This window comes from Rhodococcus sp. ACPA1, assembly GCF_002300195.1.
Lineage (GTDB): Bacteria > Actinomycetota > Actinomycetes > Mycobacteriales > Mycobacteriaceae > Rhodococcus_F > Rhodococcus_F opacus.
Genome location: NZ_NSDX01000014.1, coordinates 54,108 through 71,592 on the forward strand (window position 1 = coordinate 54,108; position 17,485 = coordinate 71,592).

The 17,485-nt window shown below is 67.9% G+C and carries 12 protein-coding genes and 3 pseudogenes; 12 read left to right on the forward strand and 3 right to left on the reverse strand.

From position 1 onward, the window contains the following. Positions 1-77 precede the first annotated feature (77 nt). From CJ177_RS43120 to CJ177_RS43150, 8 genes and pseudogenes are all read left to right on the forward strand, one after another. Positions 78-470 carry a hypothetical protein gene (locus tag CJ177_RS43120; RefSeq protein ID WP_095870756.1) on the forward strand — a complete coding sequence of 131 codons (393 nt, stop codon included), beginning with the start codon at positions 78-80 and terminating at the stop codon, positions 468-470. Beyond that, positions 467-2,554 carry a hypothetical protein gene (locus tag CJ177_RS43125; RefSeq protein WP_095870757.1) on the forward strand — a complete coding sequence of 696 codons (2,088 nt, stop codon included), beginning with the start codon at positions 467-469 and terminating at the stop codon, positions 2,552-2,554. The genes CJ177_RS43120 and CJ177_RS43125 overlap by 4 nt, the downstream gene beginning before the upstream one ends. Then, entirely contained in the window at positions 2,554-3,351 is a 798-nt protein-coding gene (locus CJ177_RS43130; protein WP_095870758.1) for a hypothetical protein, read from the forward strand. The genes CJ177_RS43125 and CJ177_RS43130 overlap by 1 nt, the downstream gene beginning before the upstream one ends. Before the next feature lie 334 nt (positions 3,352-3,685). Further along, positions 3,686-5,663: pseudogene (locus CJ177_RS43135) on the forward strand (cutinase family protein). Beyond that, positions 5,660-5,920, forward strand: coding sequence for a hypothetical protein (locus CJ177_RS43140; RefSeq protein ID WP_095870759.1), 261 nt, complete (start codon positions 5,660-5,662; stop codon positions 5,918-5,920). Before CJ177_RS43135 ends, CJ177_RS43140 begins: the two are co-directional and overlap by 4 nt. Positions 5,921-6,456: 536 nt before the next feature. After that, entirely contained in the window at positions 6,457-8,466 is a 2,010-nt protein-coding gene (locus CJ177_RS43145) for an ADP-ribosyltransferase (protein WP_095870976.1), read from the forward strand. Positions 8,467-8,533: 67 nt separating this feature from the next. Next, the gene (locus CJ177_RS47790) at positions 8,534-8,704 is read left to right on the forward strand and encodes a hypothetical protein (RefSeq protein WP_179443434.1); all 171 of its coding nucleotides are present in this window, start codon (positions 8,534-8,536) and stop codon (positions 8,702-8,704) included. After that, positions 8,701-9,795, forward strand: coding sequence for an ADP-ribosylglycohydrolase family protein (locus CJ177_RS43150; RefSeq protein ID WP_373560084.1), 1,095 nt, complete (start codon positions 8,701-8,703; stop codon positions 9,793-9,795). Before CJ177_RS47790 ends, CJ177_RS43150 begins: the two co-directional genes overlap by 4 nt. A 54-nt stretch (positions 9,796-9,849) precedes the next feature. On the opposite strand, the gene CJ177_RS43155 is transcribed toward CJ177_RS43150, so the two are convergent. Beyond that, complete coding sequence (locus CJ177_RS43155; RefSeq protein ID WP_095870760.1) at positions 9,850-10,029, reverse strand: YegP family protein; 180 nt, start codon at positions 10,027-10,029, stop codon at positions 9,850-9,852. Between the two features lie 151 nt (positions 10,030-10,180). On the opposite strand from CJ177_RS43155, the gene CJ177_RS43160 reads away from it, so the two are divergent. Next, the gene (locus tag CJ177_RS43160; protein ID WP_095870761.1) at positions 10,181-10,528 is read left to right on the forward strand and encodes an Lsr2 family protein; all 348 of its coding nucleotides are present in this window, start codon (positions 10,181-10,183) and stop codon (positions 10,526-10,528) included. A gap of 284 nt (positions 10,529-10,812) precedes the next feature. Here the strand turns inward: CJ177_RS43160 and CJ177_RS43165 are convergent. Beyond that, positions 10,813-11,795: pseudogene (locus CJ177_RS43165) on the reverse strand (DNA ligase). Positions 11,796-11,973: 178 nt separating this feature from the next. Between CJ177_RS43165 and CJ177_RS43170 the strand changes: the two are divergent. Together CJ177_RS43170 and CJ177_RS43175 are read left to right on the forward strand one after the other, a co-directional pair. Further along, the gene (locus tag CJ177_RS43170; protein ID WP_095870762.1) at positions 11,974-12,264 is read left to right on the forward strand and encodes a hypothetical protein; all 291 of its coding nucleotides are present in this window, start codon (positions 11,974-11,976) and stop codon (positions 12,262-12,264) included. Continuing rightward, positions 12,261-12,599, forward strand: a complete 339-nt coding sequence (locus CJ177_RS43175; RefSeq protein ID WP_095870763.1) for a hypothetical protein — start codon at positions 12,261-12,263, stop codon at positions 12,597-12,599. Before CJ177_RS43170 ends, CJ177_RS43175 begins: the two co-directional genes overlap by 4 nt. Positions 12,600-13,341: 742 nt before the next feature. On the opposite strand, the pseudogene istA reads toward CJ177_RS43175, so the two are convergent. Next, positions 13,342-14,932, reverse strand: a pseudogene (gene istA / locus CJ177_RS43185) (IS21 family transposase); the annotation flags it as partial. Between the two features lie 893 nt (positions 14,933-15,825). Here istA and CJ177_RS43190 point away from each other — a divergent pair. Further along, a complete protein-coding gene (locus tag CJ177_RS43190; protein ID WP_095870765.1) occupies positions 15,826-17,067 on the forward strand; it encodes a trans-acting enoyl reductase family protein in 1,242 nt (413 codons plus the stop codon). Positions 17,068-17,485 lie beyond the last annotated feature (418 nt).

The window sequence follows — 17,485 nt, forward strand, 5'->3', positions numbered from 1 at the left end:
GTCAGGTCTTGGTCGCGAATCTGCGCGCAAACATGCCAGCGAAAATACCGGCAACAAGGTACGTAGTGGGTAGGGTGATGTCCGCGCACGTACACGGGTGGCACACCGAACACGAGTGGGTGGGGATGGCGAAGGCAGGAAATTCCGAGGGCGGCGCCCGCCGCCGCCCGACCGGGGCCGGACGAGCCGCCGTAGGGGCGGCGAAACGTGCTTCCGGTGCGGCAGACTTCGGTGGTGCGGGAACGCCGAGTCCGGAATTGACGGCGAAGCTGGAACCGAGGAAGGGCCCGGCGAAGGTTCCGCTCAATACCCGGGTCCTGGCCTCGACGGAGGCCCGGTTGAACTGGCTGGTGAACGATCGCCAATCCACGGTGACCAACGTCGTGGACGTGGCCCTGCAGGAATTCTTCGACCGCTACAGCGTCCCGCCGGCAGATCATGACGGCCGGATCACCGAGCAGGAGTCATGAGCGGTCCGTGGGAACAGATACCCCTGTTCGCACTGCCCGAGACAACCCTGACGACATCTCCCTCTTCCACCGATGACGTTATCCCTGACGATGACGTTATCCCTGACGATGACGTCCTTCCCGACGGCGACGTTCTTCCCGACGGCGACGTTCTTCCCGACGGCGACGTTCTTCCCGACGACGACGCTGTCGCCGTCGATGCTGATGTCTTCGTCGAAGCCGATCAGGCTGACTCGGGGCCAGCCGCTGCCGCCCACCCCGCATCGCCCGAGCGGTCGGATGTCGCCGACGCCGCCGCCGACGACGCCCCGACCACGCCGACACCCGAGACGGACAGCGAAGCGGCCGGCAGCGCTGCGGTGGACGGCGACGAAGTGGACGACGACGCGGCTGGAAGCGACACAGCTGGAAACGTCGCGGCTGTCAGCGAAGAGGCGGGCAACGACGGGGCCGATCCGCCGGTGTGGGAGGCGCTGCCCGCCGGAGACGAAGCCGATGGCCATGCGTTGATCGTGACCGCCGCCGGGACCTACACACCCTCCGGGCGGGAGTTGACCGGTCCGGTCGACTCGGTCGAGAAGCTCGACAAACTGATTCGCTGGGCCGCGCTGACACCGTTGGGCGCCCCCGCGCAGATCTGGGTCGTTGGACAGGGCGCGTGTGAGTTGCTCGGGTGGATTATTGATCCGGGCAGCGAGGACGACGTCGACGACATGGAGGCCCTCCGTAACCGCGCCGCCCAGGAACTGACCGCCGTCCTGCACGCCACCCTCACCCCGATGCTGAACGCAGGCTGGGAGTTGCGCGGCGACCCGGGGCATGTGGTGCACCTGTCCCGCTCGATCGGGAACTTCACCTCGATGGTCGATGTGGTGATCGAACCATACGTGTGGACCTACTGGAACAAGGACTTCGGTTGGCACAACCGGGTCGGTGACATGGGCATCCTCGGCTCACCGACGGCCGGAACGTATCTCCCGGACGACGACCTCCCGGCGGCACGGGAGCTCGGTCGCCGGTTGGCCTGGTGCGCCCGGCACCTGGGGGTGCTCCCGGGACCGACGCCCGCGCGGACCGGCGCGGCCCTCGTCGACAAGATCAAGCGGGAACGCACCCGCAGCGGTAAAGGGATCGTCGTCACCACACCGGGTTCGGTCCCACCGCTGGACGGCCCGCCGCGGGGAGATCTCGAACCCGCGGTCGGCTGGACCCGCGTCCCCGACGCGCAGGATGTGGACGGGGCGAGCCGGGTGGTGTCGATCGATCAACGCGCCGCCTACCTTGCCTCCGCGGGCATGCTCGAGTTCGGCTACGGGCAGCCCACACTCCTGACTGGTGACACTGCCGGAGCTGCGGCGGTGGGGGAGAAGGGTGCCCCGTTCGGGCTGTGGCGGATCACCCTGCCTGCCGGGCAGACACTGTCACTTCCGGGGAAGCTGCCGTTGCCGCACCCGCACATGCTCGCCGACCAACCGGTACAGACCTGGGTGAGCACGGTCAGCCTCGACGGTCTGTGCTCACCGGTGGCAGACGGAGGAATCGGCGCGGACCTCGAGGACCTCGACATCACCGAGGCCTGGGTCTACCCCCAGCAGGGCCGGGCCCTGGACAAGTGGGCGAAAATCCTGCGCGAGGCCCGCAAGGCCGCGGTGGACACCGACGACGAAGCGACGAAACGGTTCCTCGGCACCTGCTACAAGGGCTACATCGGGCGAATGGTCAACCCGGACATGTGGACTGCGAAGCAGATGCAACATCACCACCAACCGCTCTGGCGGGCGGCGATCATCGCGCACTGCCGGTGGCGCGGCCGCCGGGTGGCGATGCGGATTGCCCGCGAGCACGGCCGCTGGCCGGTCCGCACCGTCACCGACTCCTGGGTGTACCTCCTCTCAGGCGGTGAGGACATCGCCGACCCGAGCGACGCTTTGGGGAAGATGTCGGTCGAAAAGGACGTGATCCTCACCGACACACTCCTATCCGCCCTCACTTCGGCCCAGGACGTGCACGAGGTGAACCTCGCGATCAAGGCCGCCTTCGCCGACCACGAGGACGCCGCCGACGAAGGGGAGGGGGTGCTCTGATGGCCCTGCATCTCCCGAAGCCGCGCACCACGAAGCCAGCGCAGGAGGCGGTCGGCCTCGACGGCCTCAAGGTCTCCGTCGCGAACGCCGCGACCAGCGGTGTGGAGAAGTCGAAGCAGGTCAAGAGCGGGGGGCTGGCGGGGCTGACCAGCAAGGTCTCCGTCAAACAATTACGTAAGGAGCTTGGCAACGAGGGCCTGCGGCAGGCCGCGATCGATGCCGGCCGCACACCCCCATCGGCTCGCACGTTGCGCCGGTGGGCGCAGCAAGGCCGGATCCCACACGCTGACGTCCTCGAGCGAGCCCAACGCCGTGCCGCGATCGAACGCCTCGGCGGCGTCGACGCGGTGGCCGCGAAGATCGGGCGGTCCCGCTCCGCCGTGTCCCGGTACCGGTCCGGGGAAACGAACGAGTTGCGTGCCGACGCCAGCAAGAAACTCAAGAACGTCAAGGCCCAGGACATCATGAAACGCGCCGGAGTGTTGCGGCCCGACGGAACCCCGAAAAGAGCGGTCATCCGCGTCAAGGGTGGCGTTATGGTCCGCAACGGCGCCGACGAGGGCTACGACTACCGGGTCCGCACCTTGGATTTCGCGAACTCGGATACCCCGTTCACCAGTGAGGAGTCCCGTGAACTGGCTGCCGCGTTGGCCAACGACGATCACGCCCGCGTCGTCGCGCTGCTCGAGCGGCACGCCACCCTCGACTACCCGGAGAACAAGGGCTTCGACAAGTACAGCGACCAGTTCGGATTCCACTTCGACCACATCGACTCCGTCCACATCGACTGGATCTGATCGCAGGCATCACCGGCCTAGGAAATCCCGAGGGGACGTGTCGTTCCCGCAGCTCAAATCGCGGAAAGCGTTGCTATCGCGGCAGCACTGCTATTGCAGCTAGCGGTCCTCGCAACACTACGGGGTTACGCGGCGGTGGCCAGGTGGTAGGCGACGCGCGAAGGACGGCCAGGCAGAAGAAGTTATCCACATACCCCGTTGAATTCCGCCGCCGGATTCGGTCACCGTATGCACCTCACCTCATCGGTGTGTGTTCTTCGGAGGCTGCGTGTGGCATCCCGGGGCCGCATCGAGGGGTGAGCTTCATAGCTCGCCGGCGACAGATGAGGTGCCCATGCCCGCACGACGTTCGAGAGCCCGCAACGTGGTCGCTCTCGTGGTGTGCGCGACCGTCACCGGCGGTTGTGTTGCGGTGACTGCCCCCGTTATCGCGCACGCCGACCCGACCGGTTGTGTGGCGACGTTCAATCTGCTCATCCCGGGGACCTGGGAGACATCCGAGAACGCCGATCCCCACCAAGCGGTGGGGATCCTCGCACCGGTCGCGGACGCCATCACCGCTGCCCACGGTGACCGGGCGCAGGTCTACACCCTCCCGTACATGGCCCGCGCGTTCGACAACGGACACACCTACGCCGACAGCAAAATCGACGCCCGCACCAAGGCCACGGCGGTACTCACCGACGTCGCGAGCAGGTGCACGAACACGAAGTTCACGATCACCGGCTACTCCCAGGGCGCCGACGCCGCCGGCGACCTTGCCTCCGAGATCGGCAACGACCACGGCCCGGTGCCCGCCGACCGGGTGCTGGCCGTGGGCCTGCTCGCCGACCCCGGCACCCAGGGCTCTGCCGTTGTGGGTCCGCGCACCTCCGGCGAAGGCATCGCTGATCCACGCCCCCAGGGGATGGGCACGCTCTCGGGCAGAGTGGCCTCGATCTGCGATCCCGGGGACCTGTACTGCGCGATCCGCAAGGGCGACAACCCCCTCCTCGGCTCGCTCGGGTCGATTCTGTCCAAGACCCCCAGCACGGACGGTGACACCAGCAACGTCGGCGGAAACGCCCAGCTGGCTACCGCGCTCACCTCGGATTTCTCCGGTGCCGACCTGCCCGCGCTCGGCCGGGGTGTCGCCGCCCTCTCCCAGCAACTCTCGCAGCCGAACGTCGATGTCGGCGCGGTCGCCGCGACCGCATCGTCCATTGCCAGCACCCTCGCCCCGATCGCTGACCTTATCGACTCCGGGGCCGCACACGCCGCCACCGCACAGCTCGCAGCCGCCCCGGTGGGCAGCCCCGAACACAGTGCCTCCCAGGTGCTTTCCAAAGCTGGGGCATTCGATCTATCCGCCGCGCTGACCACGGTGACGACGATCGCCGACACCGCGGGGAAGCTGGCCGAGTCGGGCTCGTCGACCGTGGCCGGGGCATCGGAAGACTTGCCGCAGCTGTCGGCCGCAGCCACCACGCTCGGTGGGCAGGTCGCCCCGCTGACCTCGGTTCCCGCCGATGCGCTCGCATCGGCCTCGGCTGTGCTGTCGGTGCTCAAGCCGGCCACGGTGGTGGATCAGGTGCTGAACGTCGCCACCGGGGTGACCGCTCTCGACGTGCCCGGCATCCTGCACAACCTCACGGTGTTGCCGCAGAAGGTCGCCGCGCTCGACGCCCGAGGCGCGCACCAGGTGGCGGGGGAGCTGAACAACCAGTTCGCGCCGTTGGTGAAGATGGCCGCGGCCGTGGATCTGCGCTGGGTGTCGCAGGTGCTGTCGGTCATCCCGGACCCCACCGGATACACCCAGATCGCCGCCCTCGTCGCGTCCATCCTGGGAGGCGTCGACGTCATCCGGCTGGCCACCCTGATCGGGCAGATCCAGGGAAATCGCCTGGACCGCGGTCGAGAAACTGCTGCCGCCCCCCGGGCAGGCACCCGACCCGCTCGGCGCGGGTGCCGCGATGGCGGGCCTGCTGCCCGTCGGCCTCGACCTGGCCTCGGTGGCGGTGAACATGCTCTCCGGCAAGGCCTCCAAGACCCCACCGGAACTACTCGGCAAGAAGTCAAGCGCGGCCACCAGCATCAGTACCCAGGCGGAGAACGTTGATCTGCCGGCGCTGACCGGCTCGCTGACGACCATGGCCCAGTCCCAGGGGGCCGAGGACCTGACCGCCCTGGTCGGCGAAGGCCTCAAGGCTGCGAGTTTCTTCACCTCCGGTGCCCACACCAACTACAACTCTCTGGTCGTCGACAACGCCGGCCGCAACGCGATCACCTGGCTGTCCGACTGGCTGAATCTGCAGATCGGACGGTCCGTATGACCTCCCGCGCCCACAACCCGGCCGCCCGCTGGACCTTCTGCAGCCTGTGTCATCACCGCGGCTATCACAGCCGCGGCGACGCCCGAGCGGTCCGCAGAAGGCACCCCGGCGAGAAGGGCCTCGCCGTGTTCGTCTGCCCGCACACCACGGGGCTGTTCCACCTCGGGCATCGCCCAGAAGCTTTGAGCAACGGTCAGATCGACCGGCAACGACTGCGCCACCAAGCGCACCGAAGAGCAGGCGACCGACGAGAATGAGCTGCCACAGCACCACGGTCCGACGCCCGATCGCCCTGCCGTTCAGTGCCCTCGGTTGCTGCGGCGTCGCCGGCCACCACACTGGCATCGCCGACCAAGATGGGGTTGCAATCTGGACGAACGACACGACCCAAGTGCAGATCCCGCTTGCAATATCACAGCTTGACCTTGTAAAGTCTGGGACTGGTGGGCGGCGAGATGATTCTCGGGCATCTGCTGCCCGCGGCAGGCCGGCGCGCAACGGACCGGGGCGGGGGTGGGAACGCCATGCCCCACGGCACCGTACTCATTGCGCGCGTGCACCCGGCAGGGCGGCGATGTAACCGACTCGCCCGCCATGTGATCGGTGGCCGACCCGCGTGCGGGGACGTGCCGTCTGCCCAGAAAGATGCCCGATGTGCCGCTCGAAAGCCCACGGAAGTGGCCGCCGCTGCCCCGGCTGCGGAAGCTACAAGGCCGCTGCAAAGGCCAACGCGAACAGACGACTGGGCCGCGAAGCCCGGAAAAAGGTGGTCGGCCACCTGAAAGAGCAGGGGATGGTCGAGACAGCGGCCGCGGTGCAGGCGGCACCCCCGAGCGTCCTGCCGGAGCTGATGTCGGCGTTGGGAATCGATTCCTCGGTGCTGGGAGACACCCCGATGCCGAGCACCCATGCCCACCCGCCGTCGGCGAAACTGCTGATCGCCTATGCTGAGGCCGAACGCGCGAAGTTGGCCAGCTGGCATATTACTTCGGCGCGGGCCGCTCTCGATGAAGCAGAGCAACGCGTCGCCGACGCAGATGCGAAGGCAGAGGAAGCCCGCAAGGCGGTCAACCGGATACGGGCCCGACTGAGAAAGGCCAAAAAGGCTGTCGCGGACGGCACCGGGACAGAATCCGACGTCGCCGCGAAGCAGAAGGACGTCGACGACGCCAAGCAGGCGCATCTCGACGCCAAAAGCGGGCAGGTCGAGGCCCGGGAAGACCTGGCCGCCGCGAAATTCGGGATGCGCGACGACATGACCACCGACGCCGAGCGTGACGCGTACTATGCGTCGCTCTCGGATGACGAGGTCGACACGATCACCCGCGCGCTGAACCGCCGCGCCGCTCCGGCCGCTGAGCAGGCGCTCACCGACGGCGGACAACCCGCCCTGGCGTCGACGCCCCGCGACACCACCGTCTACACCGCCGGCACCCTCGCGATGGAAACCGGATCCGGTGTCACCGACGTCGAGGGACGCATCCTCGACGGCGGCACCGCCATCTACCGGCGCGGCTACTCGGACTTCATCATCCTGCAGCGCAGCGGCGACGCCTACCACCCGGTCGGGCAGGCCAGCAGCAAAAATGACGCTCTGGCCAAGGCCCACCGCATCCCAGTCCTGTCCGCGCCTGATCCGCTGCCGACGGGCGCCACCGACCTGCAGAAGCAAGCCCACGCGATGAAGGGTGAGGTCGGGCTGCACGTGGCCCGTAAGGCGGTCTCCGGCGCCGCGTCCACGCCGGCCGCGCAACAGGCGGTGATCGGCGAAGAAATGGTCGAGGCCCGGGACACACTGACCAACGCGCTCGGCGGCGGACCGGCCCGCGCCGACATCCACGACGGCATCAAACGGCACAAGATCGCGCTGCGCGAGCAAGCGGCGGACGCGGCCGGGCAGCAGGCGCGGGCGAAGGCTCTCGCCGGCGGTGCGAGCAAGGCCGAGGCCGACGCCGCGTACAGCAAGGCACACCGACGCGCCCTGGGGACACCCACGGTCGGTGGCGGGGTGATCCCACACTTCGACCACGACATCCCACCGCACAGCCTCGGCGCCGACAAGCACGCCAGCCTCTGGCGCAGCGGAATACGCGCCTACGGCAAGGAAACCGCCGACGACTACAGCGTGATCGCGCAGAAGGCGGGGGACCTGAAGGCATGGGGGTTCCAGGTGGGCCCAGGCGGGCAGGTGCAAACCTCGAGCATCGGGTCGCTGACCACCTCGAACGCTCAGTTCGTGCAGAAGATGCTCACCTACACCGAACGCGCCGCGCTGACCACCTACACCGGCGGGAGCTACCACGCGATCAATGCCGCCATCACCGGCCGCGACCCGAGTCCCTCCGGGCACGTCAAGACCGTGGTTTCGCAGCTGGACTCGGCGTTCGGAAAGTTCCGTGAACACAACCCGAATCAGGCGCCGATGACACTCGTGCGCGGTACCCGAGTGCCGAGCGGATGGACGGGCAGCACCGAGGAGTACATCGACGCCGCCTTCACCGTCGGATCGCGGATGGAGATCGGCAAGGTGACCAGCTTTTCCACCAATCACGGCACCGCGAACGCATTCGCCGGCCACCCGCCGTACATGATGGTCGTCCGCACCAGGGACGGGCTGCCGCTCAAATCCATCTCGAAGTTCTCCTCCGAAGACGAAGTCGTCCTCCCGATGGGCACCCACCTGCGGTGCGTGAAGGTCGACCACAAGGGCATCGGCGGCCGGCCGACGGTCTACATGGTCGCCGAAGACCTCGTCGCCGAAGCCGACAGCGGCACCGGCGGCAGCGCGACCAAGGCCGCGTAAACCATTCTCTACCAGATAAAATGACATGTCCCCTCCCGAGAGGGGCAAAGACGGAAGGACCACCGCCATGGCCGCACTCACCGACGAGCAACTCGACGAGATCCGCCGGCACCTCGACGAAGGCATGACCCCCGACGCAATCGCCGACTACCTCGGCCGCGTCGCCGACCTCGACCTCCTGGACATCGAGACCGTCCGCACCGCCGCCTACGCCCTCTCGCGAGGACAGACCCCATGACCGTGACTCCGTCGATGAGCCACCACACCACGCCGGCCGACACTCACATCCGGTACGCCAACGCCCTGACCGGACTGGCCGCCGGCGACGCCTGGGGTTATCAGGTCGAATTCACCAGCTACACAAGGATGCCGGCCTACCCGGTCGCCCCACCGGCCGGGGCGTGGACGGTCTCAGACTCAGATGACACGCAGATGACTCTTGCCCTTCATCGGGCTCTGGGCGAGGTCCACGACTTCGACGAGATCGAGACGGTCACCGACGCCATCGCCCGGCAGTTTCTGCTGTGGCAGGTCGACCCCGACAACACCCGGGCGCCCGGGCGCACCTGCATGACGTCGCTGCACAACCTCCGCGCTGGCGCCCGCTGGTACGACACCGATGGCGCCGTCGAGTCCGCCGGCTGCGGGGCAGTGATGCGCCTGGTCCCCACCGCCTTCGCACCGCAGCCGTATTGGTTGGGTCTGTCCGCCCTGCAGGCGGTGATCACCCATAAACACCCCCGGGCCGTGGTGCCCGCGTTGTTGCTTGCCGACGCCACCCGCCACGCGCCGGAGTACCGCGCCCGGTTCCTCGAGCACGCCCTCACGACTGCCGCGCAGATCTACAACGGCACCAGCACCTGGTCCACGGATCCGTACCTGCGGGAGGTCCTCGCCCCGATCACCGGGGACGTGACGTCATACCTGGTAGAAGGGCTGGACGACGGGACCGCGGACATTCTCACCGCCGCCGCGGGAAGACTCGAACAGCTGCGCCCTCTGCCGCCGGCCGATTTCGGGGACCCCTGTGTCGGGATCGGGGAGGGGTGGGAGTCGGCCAGCGCGGTCGCTCTGGCCTTGCTGGTCGCCGACCTCGCCACCAGCTCGGACGACGACGCTGCCGCCGCCCTGACCGGGCCGGAGGCGCTCGCCTGGGCCTCGACGAGCAACGGCGACTCGGACTCCATCGCCTGCATCGCCGGCGGCCTCATCGGCTCCGCCCACCCCGAGAAGGACTATTGGGGCGTGGCACCCACCTTCGAGCCCCGCTACGCCGAGGAAATCTTGGCTGCGGCGAGCCGGCTCCCGGCCGGTGCCCCGGCCGACTGACACTACTGCCGCGTCTTCGTTCTCGCGACGTATCGCCCCGACGTGGAGCGGGTGTCAGGTCAGGTCGTCGGTCGGGGCGGTTGCCGCATTGGATGTGATCGACTCGATCCCGTTCTGGGCTGCCGCCTTCGATGTGTAACTCTGACTGGCCGCGATGATTTCGCCGTTCGCAGCCTTCAGGTGAAACCGGAACTGTCCGGCGGTGTCCTTGAACAGCTCGAACTTCGCAGTCATCGCTCCTCCTCCGGTGAGTCCACGAGTGTCGCGGGCCCCGTGCGACTTCACGGTAGGTCGATCGAGAGCCCATCGGCGGCAGAACACTGTTTTCCTCCGGTACTGCCAGTAGTGTCGTCTGGTCCGTACCGAAAACTCGAGGAGTGGATCTGTGGCACGCAAGGTCGTGGTAGAGCTGGCCGACGACATCGACGGCACCGTCTTCGGCGACGACGGGGAGAGCATCAGCTATGCCGTCGACGGCGTCGAGTATGTGATCGACCTGAAGGACGAGCACGCGAAGGAACTCCGGGAGACCTTCGAGTACTACATCGCCCACTCCACCCGGGTCGGCGGCCGCAAACACCGGACGGACCGGGAGGCCAACCCGACTGTTCCGAAGCGGGCATCGGGCGAAACGAAGAAGATCCGCGCCTGGGCGATCGAGCAGGGCCACCAGCTCTCCTCCCGGGGCCGCATCCCCGCCGAGATCGAGCAGGCCTTCCACGACGCCCATTAACCGATCCGGTGACCGGTGCAGATATCGTCCACCGGCGGCGAGCCCCTGGCTGTGGAATACCACCCGATTGTTCGCTGTTGAAGAGGTCGACGGTGGCGCTCATACCCCGGGTACCACACCAAAGAGTCGCTGCGAGCGACCACTTGCCGAGAGGCGATATGGCGTCACCGTCCCCCTGACCGGGTAAGACCTACAGTGCGTAGCGTTCCCGGGTGAAGAGGGGATGAGGAGCCGCTGTCACCGGGGAAGGCGACAGCGGCTTCCCCATTTCTGGATAAGCTTTGTCACAAGGCATCCCGGGTGATCGACCCCGGATCCAGATCTCCTCGCTGCCCTTTGAAACTGGGATGCCGAAGCCCGCCCGGAAGGTATTCGCGATAATCGACGTCCACCACGACCACCGGATCGACCCAGCGCACGATCCCGTGCTGGCCGCGGCCGCGACCTCGGACTCTGCTCCGAGCGGGCTGCTGCGGCGTTCGAGGAGGGCCAGCTTCTCCTTCAGCTGGCGGCGCACCGCCTGAGAAAATCCGGTCCCGACCTGGCCCACGTAGCGAAGGACCCCCCTCTCGTCGTAGGCGCCGAGGACGAGGGCGCCGACCATGTTGCGCTGTACACCGCCACCCGGGACCCAGCCGACCACAAGGGCAGAACTTCTGTTGCGTAACAACACTTTCCGCCACGACCGGGTGCGCTGACCTGGCAGGTAAAGCGAGGACACGCGCTTGAAGATCGCGCCTTCCATCATGGAATTTCGGGCGGCATCCAGAATGACAGGACCATCGACGCCTATCCAGTGCGGGAGGATCTGGATGGGCAGGCTGGGCCCGTGCAGCTCGTGGCCGAGGTCGCTCAGGGTGGCACGGCGCTCCAGATACGGGGCCGCCGTCAGATCACCGCCGTCGGCAGCGAGAACGTCGAACGGAAGGTATGTGACCGGTACCTGCCGGCGCAGGGTCGTGGTCGGGCGCAGGGTGTTCGCCCGCTTCTGCAGGCGGACGAACGACGGTCGCCCCTGGGTAAGGGCCACGATCTCGCCGTCGAAGACGATGTGGCCACGCCGGTCGAATTTCTCGGATAGCGCCGCGGCCACCTCCGGGTATGAGGAGGTGACGACGTTGAGGTTGCGGGTCCAGAGCACCGGCGGTTCGCCGCCGCCGACCGCAGCCAGTAGGCGGAAGCCGTCGTACTTCATTTCCGCCGCCCAGTCGCCGGTGTTCGCCGGTGGGTCACCCGGGGTGGCCAGCATCGGCGCGATCAGCCGCATGAGCCGATTGTGCGCCCATTAACGCAGCTCCGACGACCTTTTCCGGGTCACGGCGCCGAGGGTGCGGCGCGATCACCGACCCGCGAGGGCTGCCCGGACTGCTCGACCGCTGGTGGCATGACACCCTGTCAGTCGACACTGCACGCCCGCCGAACGCCGGAAGGACCCCGCACCACCCATGACCACCTGGACCCTCTGGATCGGCGCCCTGTTGGTCGTCGGCGGCTCGGCCGCCCAACTCACACATCACACCGCGGCGGCCCGCGCCCTCTGGGTGCTCGCCGTGCCCGCCTTCATGGCCACGACCGTCGGGGCGGTGACCGCTGCCGAGTTCTCACTGCCGTTGGTGCTGATCCTCGTGGCCGCGATCGCGGCGACCTGCGCCCTGATCGCGATCACCCGTGAACCGGCCAAGGCCAACGCCAAGGCCAAGGCCAAGGCCGCGGCCGGGCGAGGGGGCGAGCAGTGATCACCGCGGTCTGCGCCATGGTGCTCGGCGTCCTACTCGCCGGATCGGACCTGGCGGACCGGTGGCGCAGTCGTCGGTCGGAGCGGGTCCGGATCGCCGAGATCGCCGCCGGTCTCGACCGCTTCCAGTGGTGGGTGCTCGAGGATCTCGCCGAGGCACGCCAGGCATTCCTGTACCGAGACCGCAGTCAGGGGGACGAGAAGGTCCGGGCGTTCCTCGCGGCCCGCGAGGCCGCCATCAACGTCGGTATCCCCGACGAGGTGGCGGTGTACCGGCTCGCTGACCAGATGATCCAGGAACGGGACCAGCAACGGCTGGGATCAACCCGCACGTAGCAGTGCGGCCCGTAAATCCGAGGCCCGTTCGTCCCCATCAGGTCCGTCGGGGCGCGCACCGCGTGGGTGCCGGAGACACTAGGCCGATCGTCGGCTCCGCCGCTTCATGCACAGAGCAACAGGCCGCCACACACACCGATCTGCGGAACCCCGCAGATCAGGACCGGGAACGGGTCACCGATCTGGGCAGTGAGTGGCGACCTGTTGCTCGTCGCGATCGTTACAGCAGGTCGTCCCTCTGACATTTAGTCTCGGAGGGAGTCCGCCCTCGATGAGATGCGCCGGCTCCTCGACTCCCTGCAGATGCTGGCATCGGACCGGCCTGCCGAGGACAAGGCGGCAGCACGCGCCTTCCTGACCGAATGCCATACCCGCGCCGAGGGAAGCTGCCGCACACTGCGGAAACATGTCTCCTACGCCGAAGAGTTGACTGTCGCTTGCCAGGGTGATGGGACCACCTCGTTGCCACGAGCATGGGACCACCCGAAGGCGCCGATCGGATCGACCGGCCCCGCGGGTGTGGGTGGGGTGGTCATCGTGTCTCCTTCGTGTCGGTGTTGCCGCCGGCGATCACCGTCAGATGCCCGGTCCTCTCGGTGGCGACGCCGGTCCTCTCGGTGGCGACGCCGGTCCTCTCGGTGGCGACGCCGGTCCTCTCGGTGGCGACGCCGGTCCCGGCAGTGGCGACGGTGGTCCTTTCGGTGGCAACCCCGGTCCCGGTAGTGGCGACGGTGGTCCCAGATGTGGCGGGGCCGGTCCTGTCGGTGGCGAACTCGGCGGGGTCGCGGGTGAAACGGGACGGTGCCGCCGATCCGGCGGCCGGCAGCAGCGGCGTGGTGGTCTCGGTGGCGCGTTCGAGCATCGAGGCGATCTTGCTCACCGACACCACATCCAGATCCAGCGCCGTGCTGCACGCAGCTTCGACCGGGCCGGGCCCGTAGCGGCGGACCAGCCCGAGCAGCCGGTAGACCGCCCGCATCTTCGATCCAGGGCAGCGGATCGTCGAGGAGTCTTTCTGCGTAGATCCCGACGCAGCGGCCGTGCCCGGCGCAGGTGCCGATCAGCCGGTCCAGGTCCCGCATCGCGTATCCGACCTTCTCGGTGGGCAGATCCTCCGGGTCGGTGCTGCGCCCACCGGCGGGCTGGCGCGGATGCACCTTCACCAGGTTTCCGCGGGCGTAGAACTTCACCAGCGCACTGTCCGCCCGCACCTCGAGCACACTGCCGATCCACTGTCCCGGGATCGAATACAGCGCCCTCGCGACCTCGGCATGAAAGTCGCGGTGCACCTTGACCTGTTTGAAGATCGGCACGTCGTAAACCGGCGGGACGGGCAGCAGCATCGGTGCCTCGTCCGCGTCGAACACCTCGAGCGGGCGGGCGGCGGTGGTGCCGTGCGTCCGCATCCCCGCGGTGTCACGGCACCACGCTTCGGCACGCTGTTGCGCCTCGGCGAGATCAGCGAATTCCTCACCGGCCCAGTAGTTTCCGCGCACATATTGCACGGCTCGTTCGACCCTGGGCTTGTCCTTCGGCGATCGTATCCGGGCCGGGTCCGTCACGAACCCGGTGTGCTGGGCGTAGTCCAGCCAGCCCTGCGACAGCCGCGGATTGACCGCGTCCGCGTCAGCCACCACCGGTCTCAGGTTATCGGGGATCAGGACCCTGAACACACCGCCGAAGAAGGTCCACGCCGCCTCGCAGCCGGCGATCACCGCCGCCAGGGTCTGCGAGTACGTCACCCACACGAACATGTGCCGCGAGTACACGGCGGTGAAGATCAGCGCGTGCACCTTGCGGCGCCGCCCGGTCTCCGGATCGGTCAGATAGCCCAGGTAGCCGAAGTCGATCTGGCATTCGCTGCCGGGATCGCCGTCGACGATGCGGACGGTGGTGTCCTTGCGGCCGAAACCGCACCGCTCGGTGGCGAATCGGTGCAACGTCCGATACGGCACCACACATCCCTGGCGGGCCAGCAGTGTTTCGATCTTGGTGATCGTCAGCGGTGGATGCGCGCCTTCGCCGGCCACCCACGCGGTGATCTGGTCCTCGAACCCCAACAGCTGGTCCCAGGCGGCGCCGTGTCCGCTCGGGCGGGCCGGGCGCACCGCCTCGATCACCGCGCCGATCAGCCCATCGTCGAGGGCGTCGACACCGTCGCCGCGCTGCAGCCCCGCTGCCTGGGCGGCCTCGATGTATCGGCGGGCCGTTTTGCGGTCCACCCCGCAGTGCGCCGCAATCGTGCGCAATCCCGGCGGCCGGGACCCGGGCACCCCGAGCCAGATCCGGAGCACTTCCTTGACTTCGTTCACGTTGACCTCCCGAAAAGCCATGCCCGTCCGCCTTCGTGACCGGGGATACCGACACGACGATCAAACGAGTCATCCGGTGGGACTTCGGCGCGACGCGCCGGGTGGTCCCATGACTGGCAATCCGAGTGGTCCCATGAGGGTGGCAGAGATCAGGTCAAGACGGTCCCATGCTCATGGCAGGCGACAGTTGACCGCACTTCTCGCCGGGCGCTCACCCGCGATCGCTGCGGGGAGGCCGGACGAGGTGCGGGTCGATGCTTCCCGGGCATAAAGCCCCACCGACCCGCACCACGCTCTGTGCCCCGATGTTCGAACGCGGACCTGCTGGGCAGACGCACCCGAACCCTCCGAGCGGGTCAGTGCCGAGGCTACCACTCGCTCGAACAGGTGTGCGAAAGCTGCGTCAATCGGCGCCATCTGGTCCCAACGGCAACCCGTTGGGCCAGGCCAGTGCTTGGTGGGGTGGGAGGGCTGCGGGTGCCCAGCAGCGGCGACCGAGAACGCCGGGTGCCCCTACCACCAGCCTCGGGTCTGGCAGTGCGATCCCGCCCTGCTCCGGTGCGCAAGCCCGTCTGCTGAGCGGGTGTCGTGTCCGCGCACTCGTCTGTCGGTGACGATCCGTAAACTCGGGGTCGTTCTGTTGAGCATCCCCCCAGATTTTGCTCGCAGAACACCCCCCAGTGGCCCGGCATCACCCCCCCGATGCCGGGCCACACCCATGCGGAACCGGGCGACTCATCGAGTGCGCGTTGTCATCTGCACCCAAAGCGTCGTGAACGAATCTTGACCGGGGGTTATGACACGTCCCCGTCGCTTCGGTCCGAGGACGTTCACCCCACCGCCCCAGGCATGTGGTTACGCGGGGTTACAGCTACCTCTTCTGCATGATCGGCTGCGGTTGTAGGCTCGCGCGCATGACTGACAGCGGACGCGAACTCGATCTCGTCATCTACGGTGCCACCGGGTTCGTCGGAAGGTTGCTCGCCGACTATCTCGCACGCACCGCCCCGGACAGTGTGCGGATCGGCCTCGCCGGACGGTCCCAGACGAAACTCGAGGCCACGCGGTCGGCGCTCGGCCCGCGCGCCGCCGACTGGCCGATCGTCATCGCCGATGCTGACGATGCCGTCGCGCTCGCCGAGCTAGCCTCCCGCACACGGGTTGTCGCGACCACCGTGGGGCCGTACGCGAAGTACGGGGCCGAACTGGTCGCAGCGTGCGTTGCGGCCGGCACCGACTATGTCGACCTGACCGGGGAGGTGCTGTTCGTCCGGGCAAGCATCGACGCCCACCACGAGAAGGCTCGCGCCAATGGTGTGAAGATCGTGCACTCCTGCGGCTACGACTCGATTCCCTCCGACCTGGGCGTGCACGTGCTGCACCAGAGAGTCCAAGCTGACGGTGCCGGCGATCTCGGCGACACCACCCTGGTCGCATCGCTGAGTGGCGGCGTCTCCGGCGGGACCATCGACACGCTGCGCACCCAGATCGACGTGTCGAAGAACGATCGGGCGCTGCGCCGGCTCGCTGCCTCCCCATACTCGCTCAGCCCCGACCGGACGAAGGAACCCGACCTCGGCCGACAGTCCGACGTCGCCGTGGTCGACGGCGCCGACATCGACCCGCAGGTACGCGGGTGGAAGGCCCCGTTTGTCATGGGCTCCTACAACACCCGCGTCGTGCGGCGCAGCAACGCCCTCCAAGGGTGGGCGTACGGCCGGACATTCAGGTACCGGGAGGTGATGAGCGTCGGTAACTCACGCCTGTCCCGCGTCTACGCTGCCGGTGTCGCCGCCATCCTCGGCGGACTCGTGCTCGGTCTCAGCGTTCCGCCCACTCGGTACGTCCTCGACCGCATCCTCCCCTCACCCGGCGAGGGACCCAGCGACACGACCCAGCGCAACGGGTACTTCGCGATGGATATCTACACCACCACCACGACCGGAGCCCGGTACGCCGCCCGGGTGAAGGCACAGGGCGATCCCGGATACCGCGCCACCGCGGTCCTACTGGGGGAGTCTGCCCTGAGCCTCGTCCTGGACCGCGCTCGGCTTCCCGACGAGGCCGGCGTCCTCACCCCGGCCACCGCCCTCGGCGACGTCCTCGTCGAACGGCTGCGCAGCGCCGGGGTGGAGATCTCCGCGCGCAAACTCTGACGTTGCTCGTGGAAGGGCCTTGGGCCCCTCCATGCAGAAAAGGCTCCTGCGCGTCCCGGCACCTCGGAGCTGTCCACACACTCCTCGGCCGGCCCGGTAGTGGCGCCATGTGGGCGGGCACCGACCCGGCTGGGGTGATCCTCCTGTTGCGGCGAGGGTTACAGGCCCGGCATGCGAGAACACCGGCGGTCGGCTGCCGTCGCTGCATGTGGATGCCGACACGCTGCGACCTGATCGCCGCGGCGATCAGGTCCCGGTGCCGTGTCGGTGCACGCGCGAGGTCGCCTCCAGGTGTCCGGGGAGAAGCGCGGGCTGTCGGGGACATGTCATCTTCCCAGGTGGAAGCAGTACTTTGTCGAGCTGGCTCCTGCGAGTCTGCGCGCACGGTGGCCACACGTAGAGATCCTCCGGAGGGTAT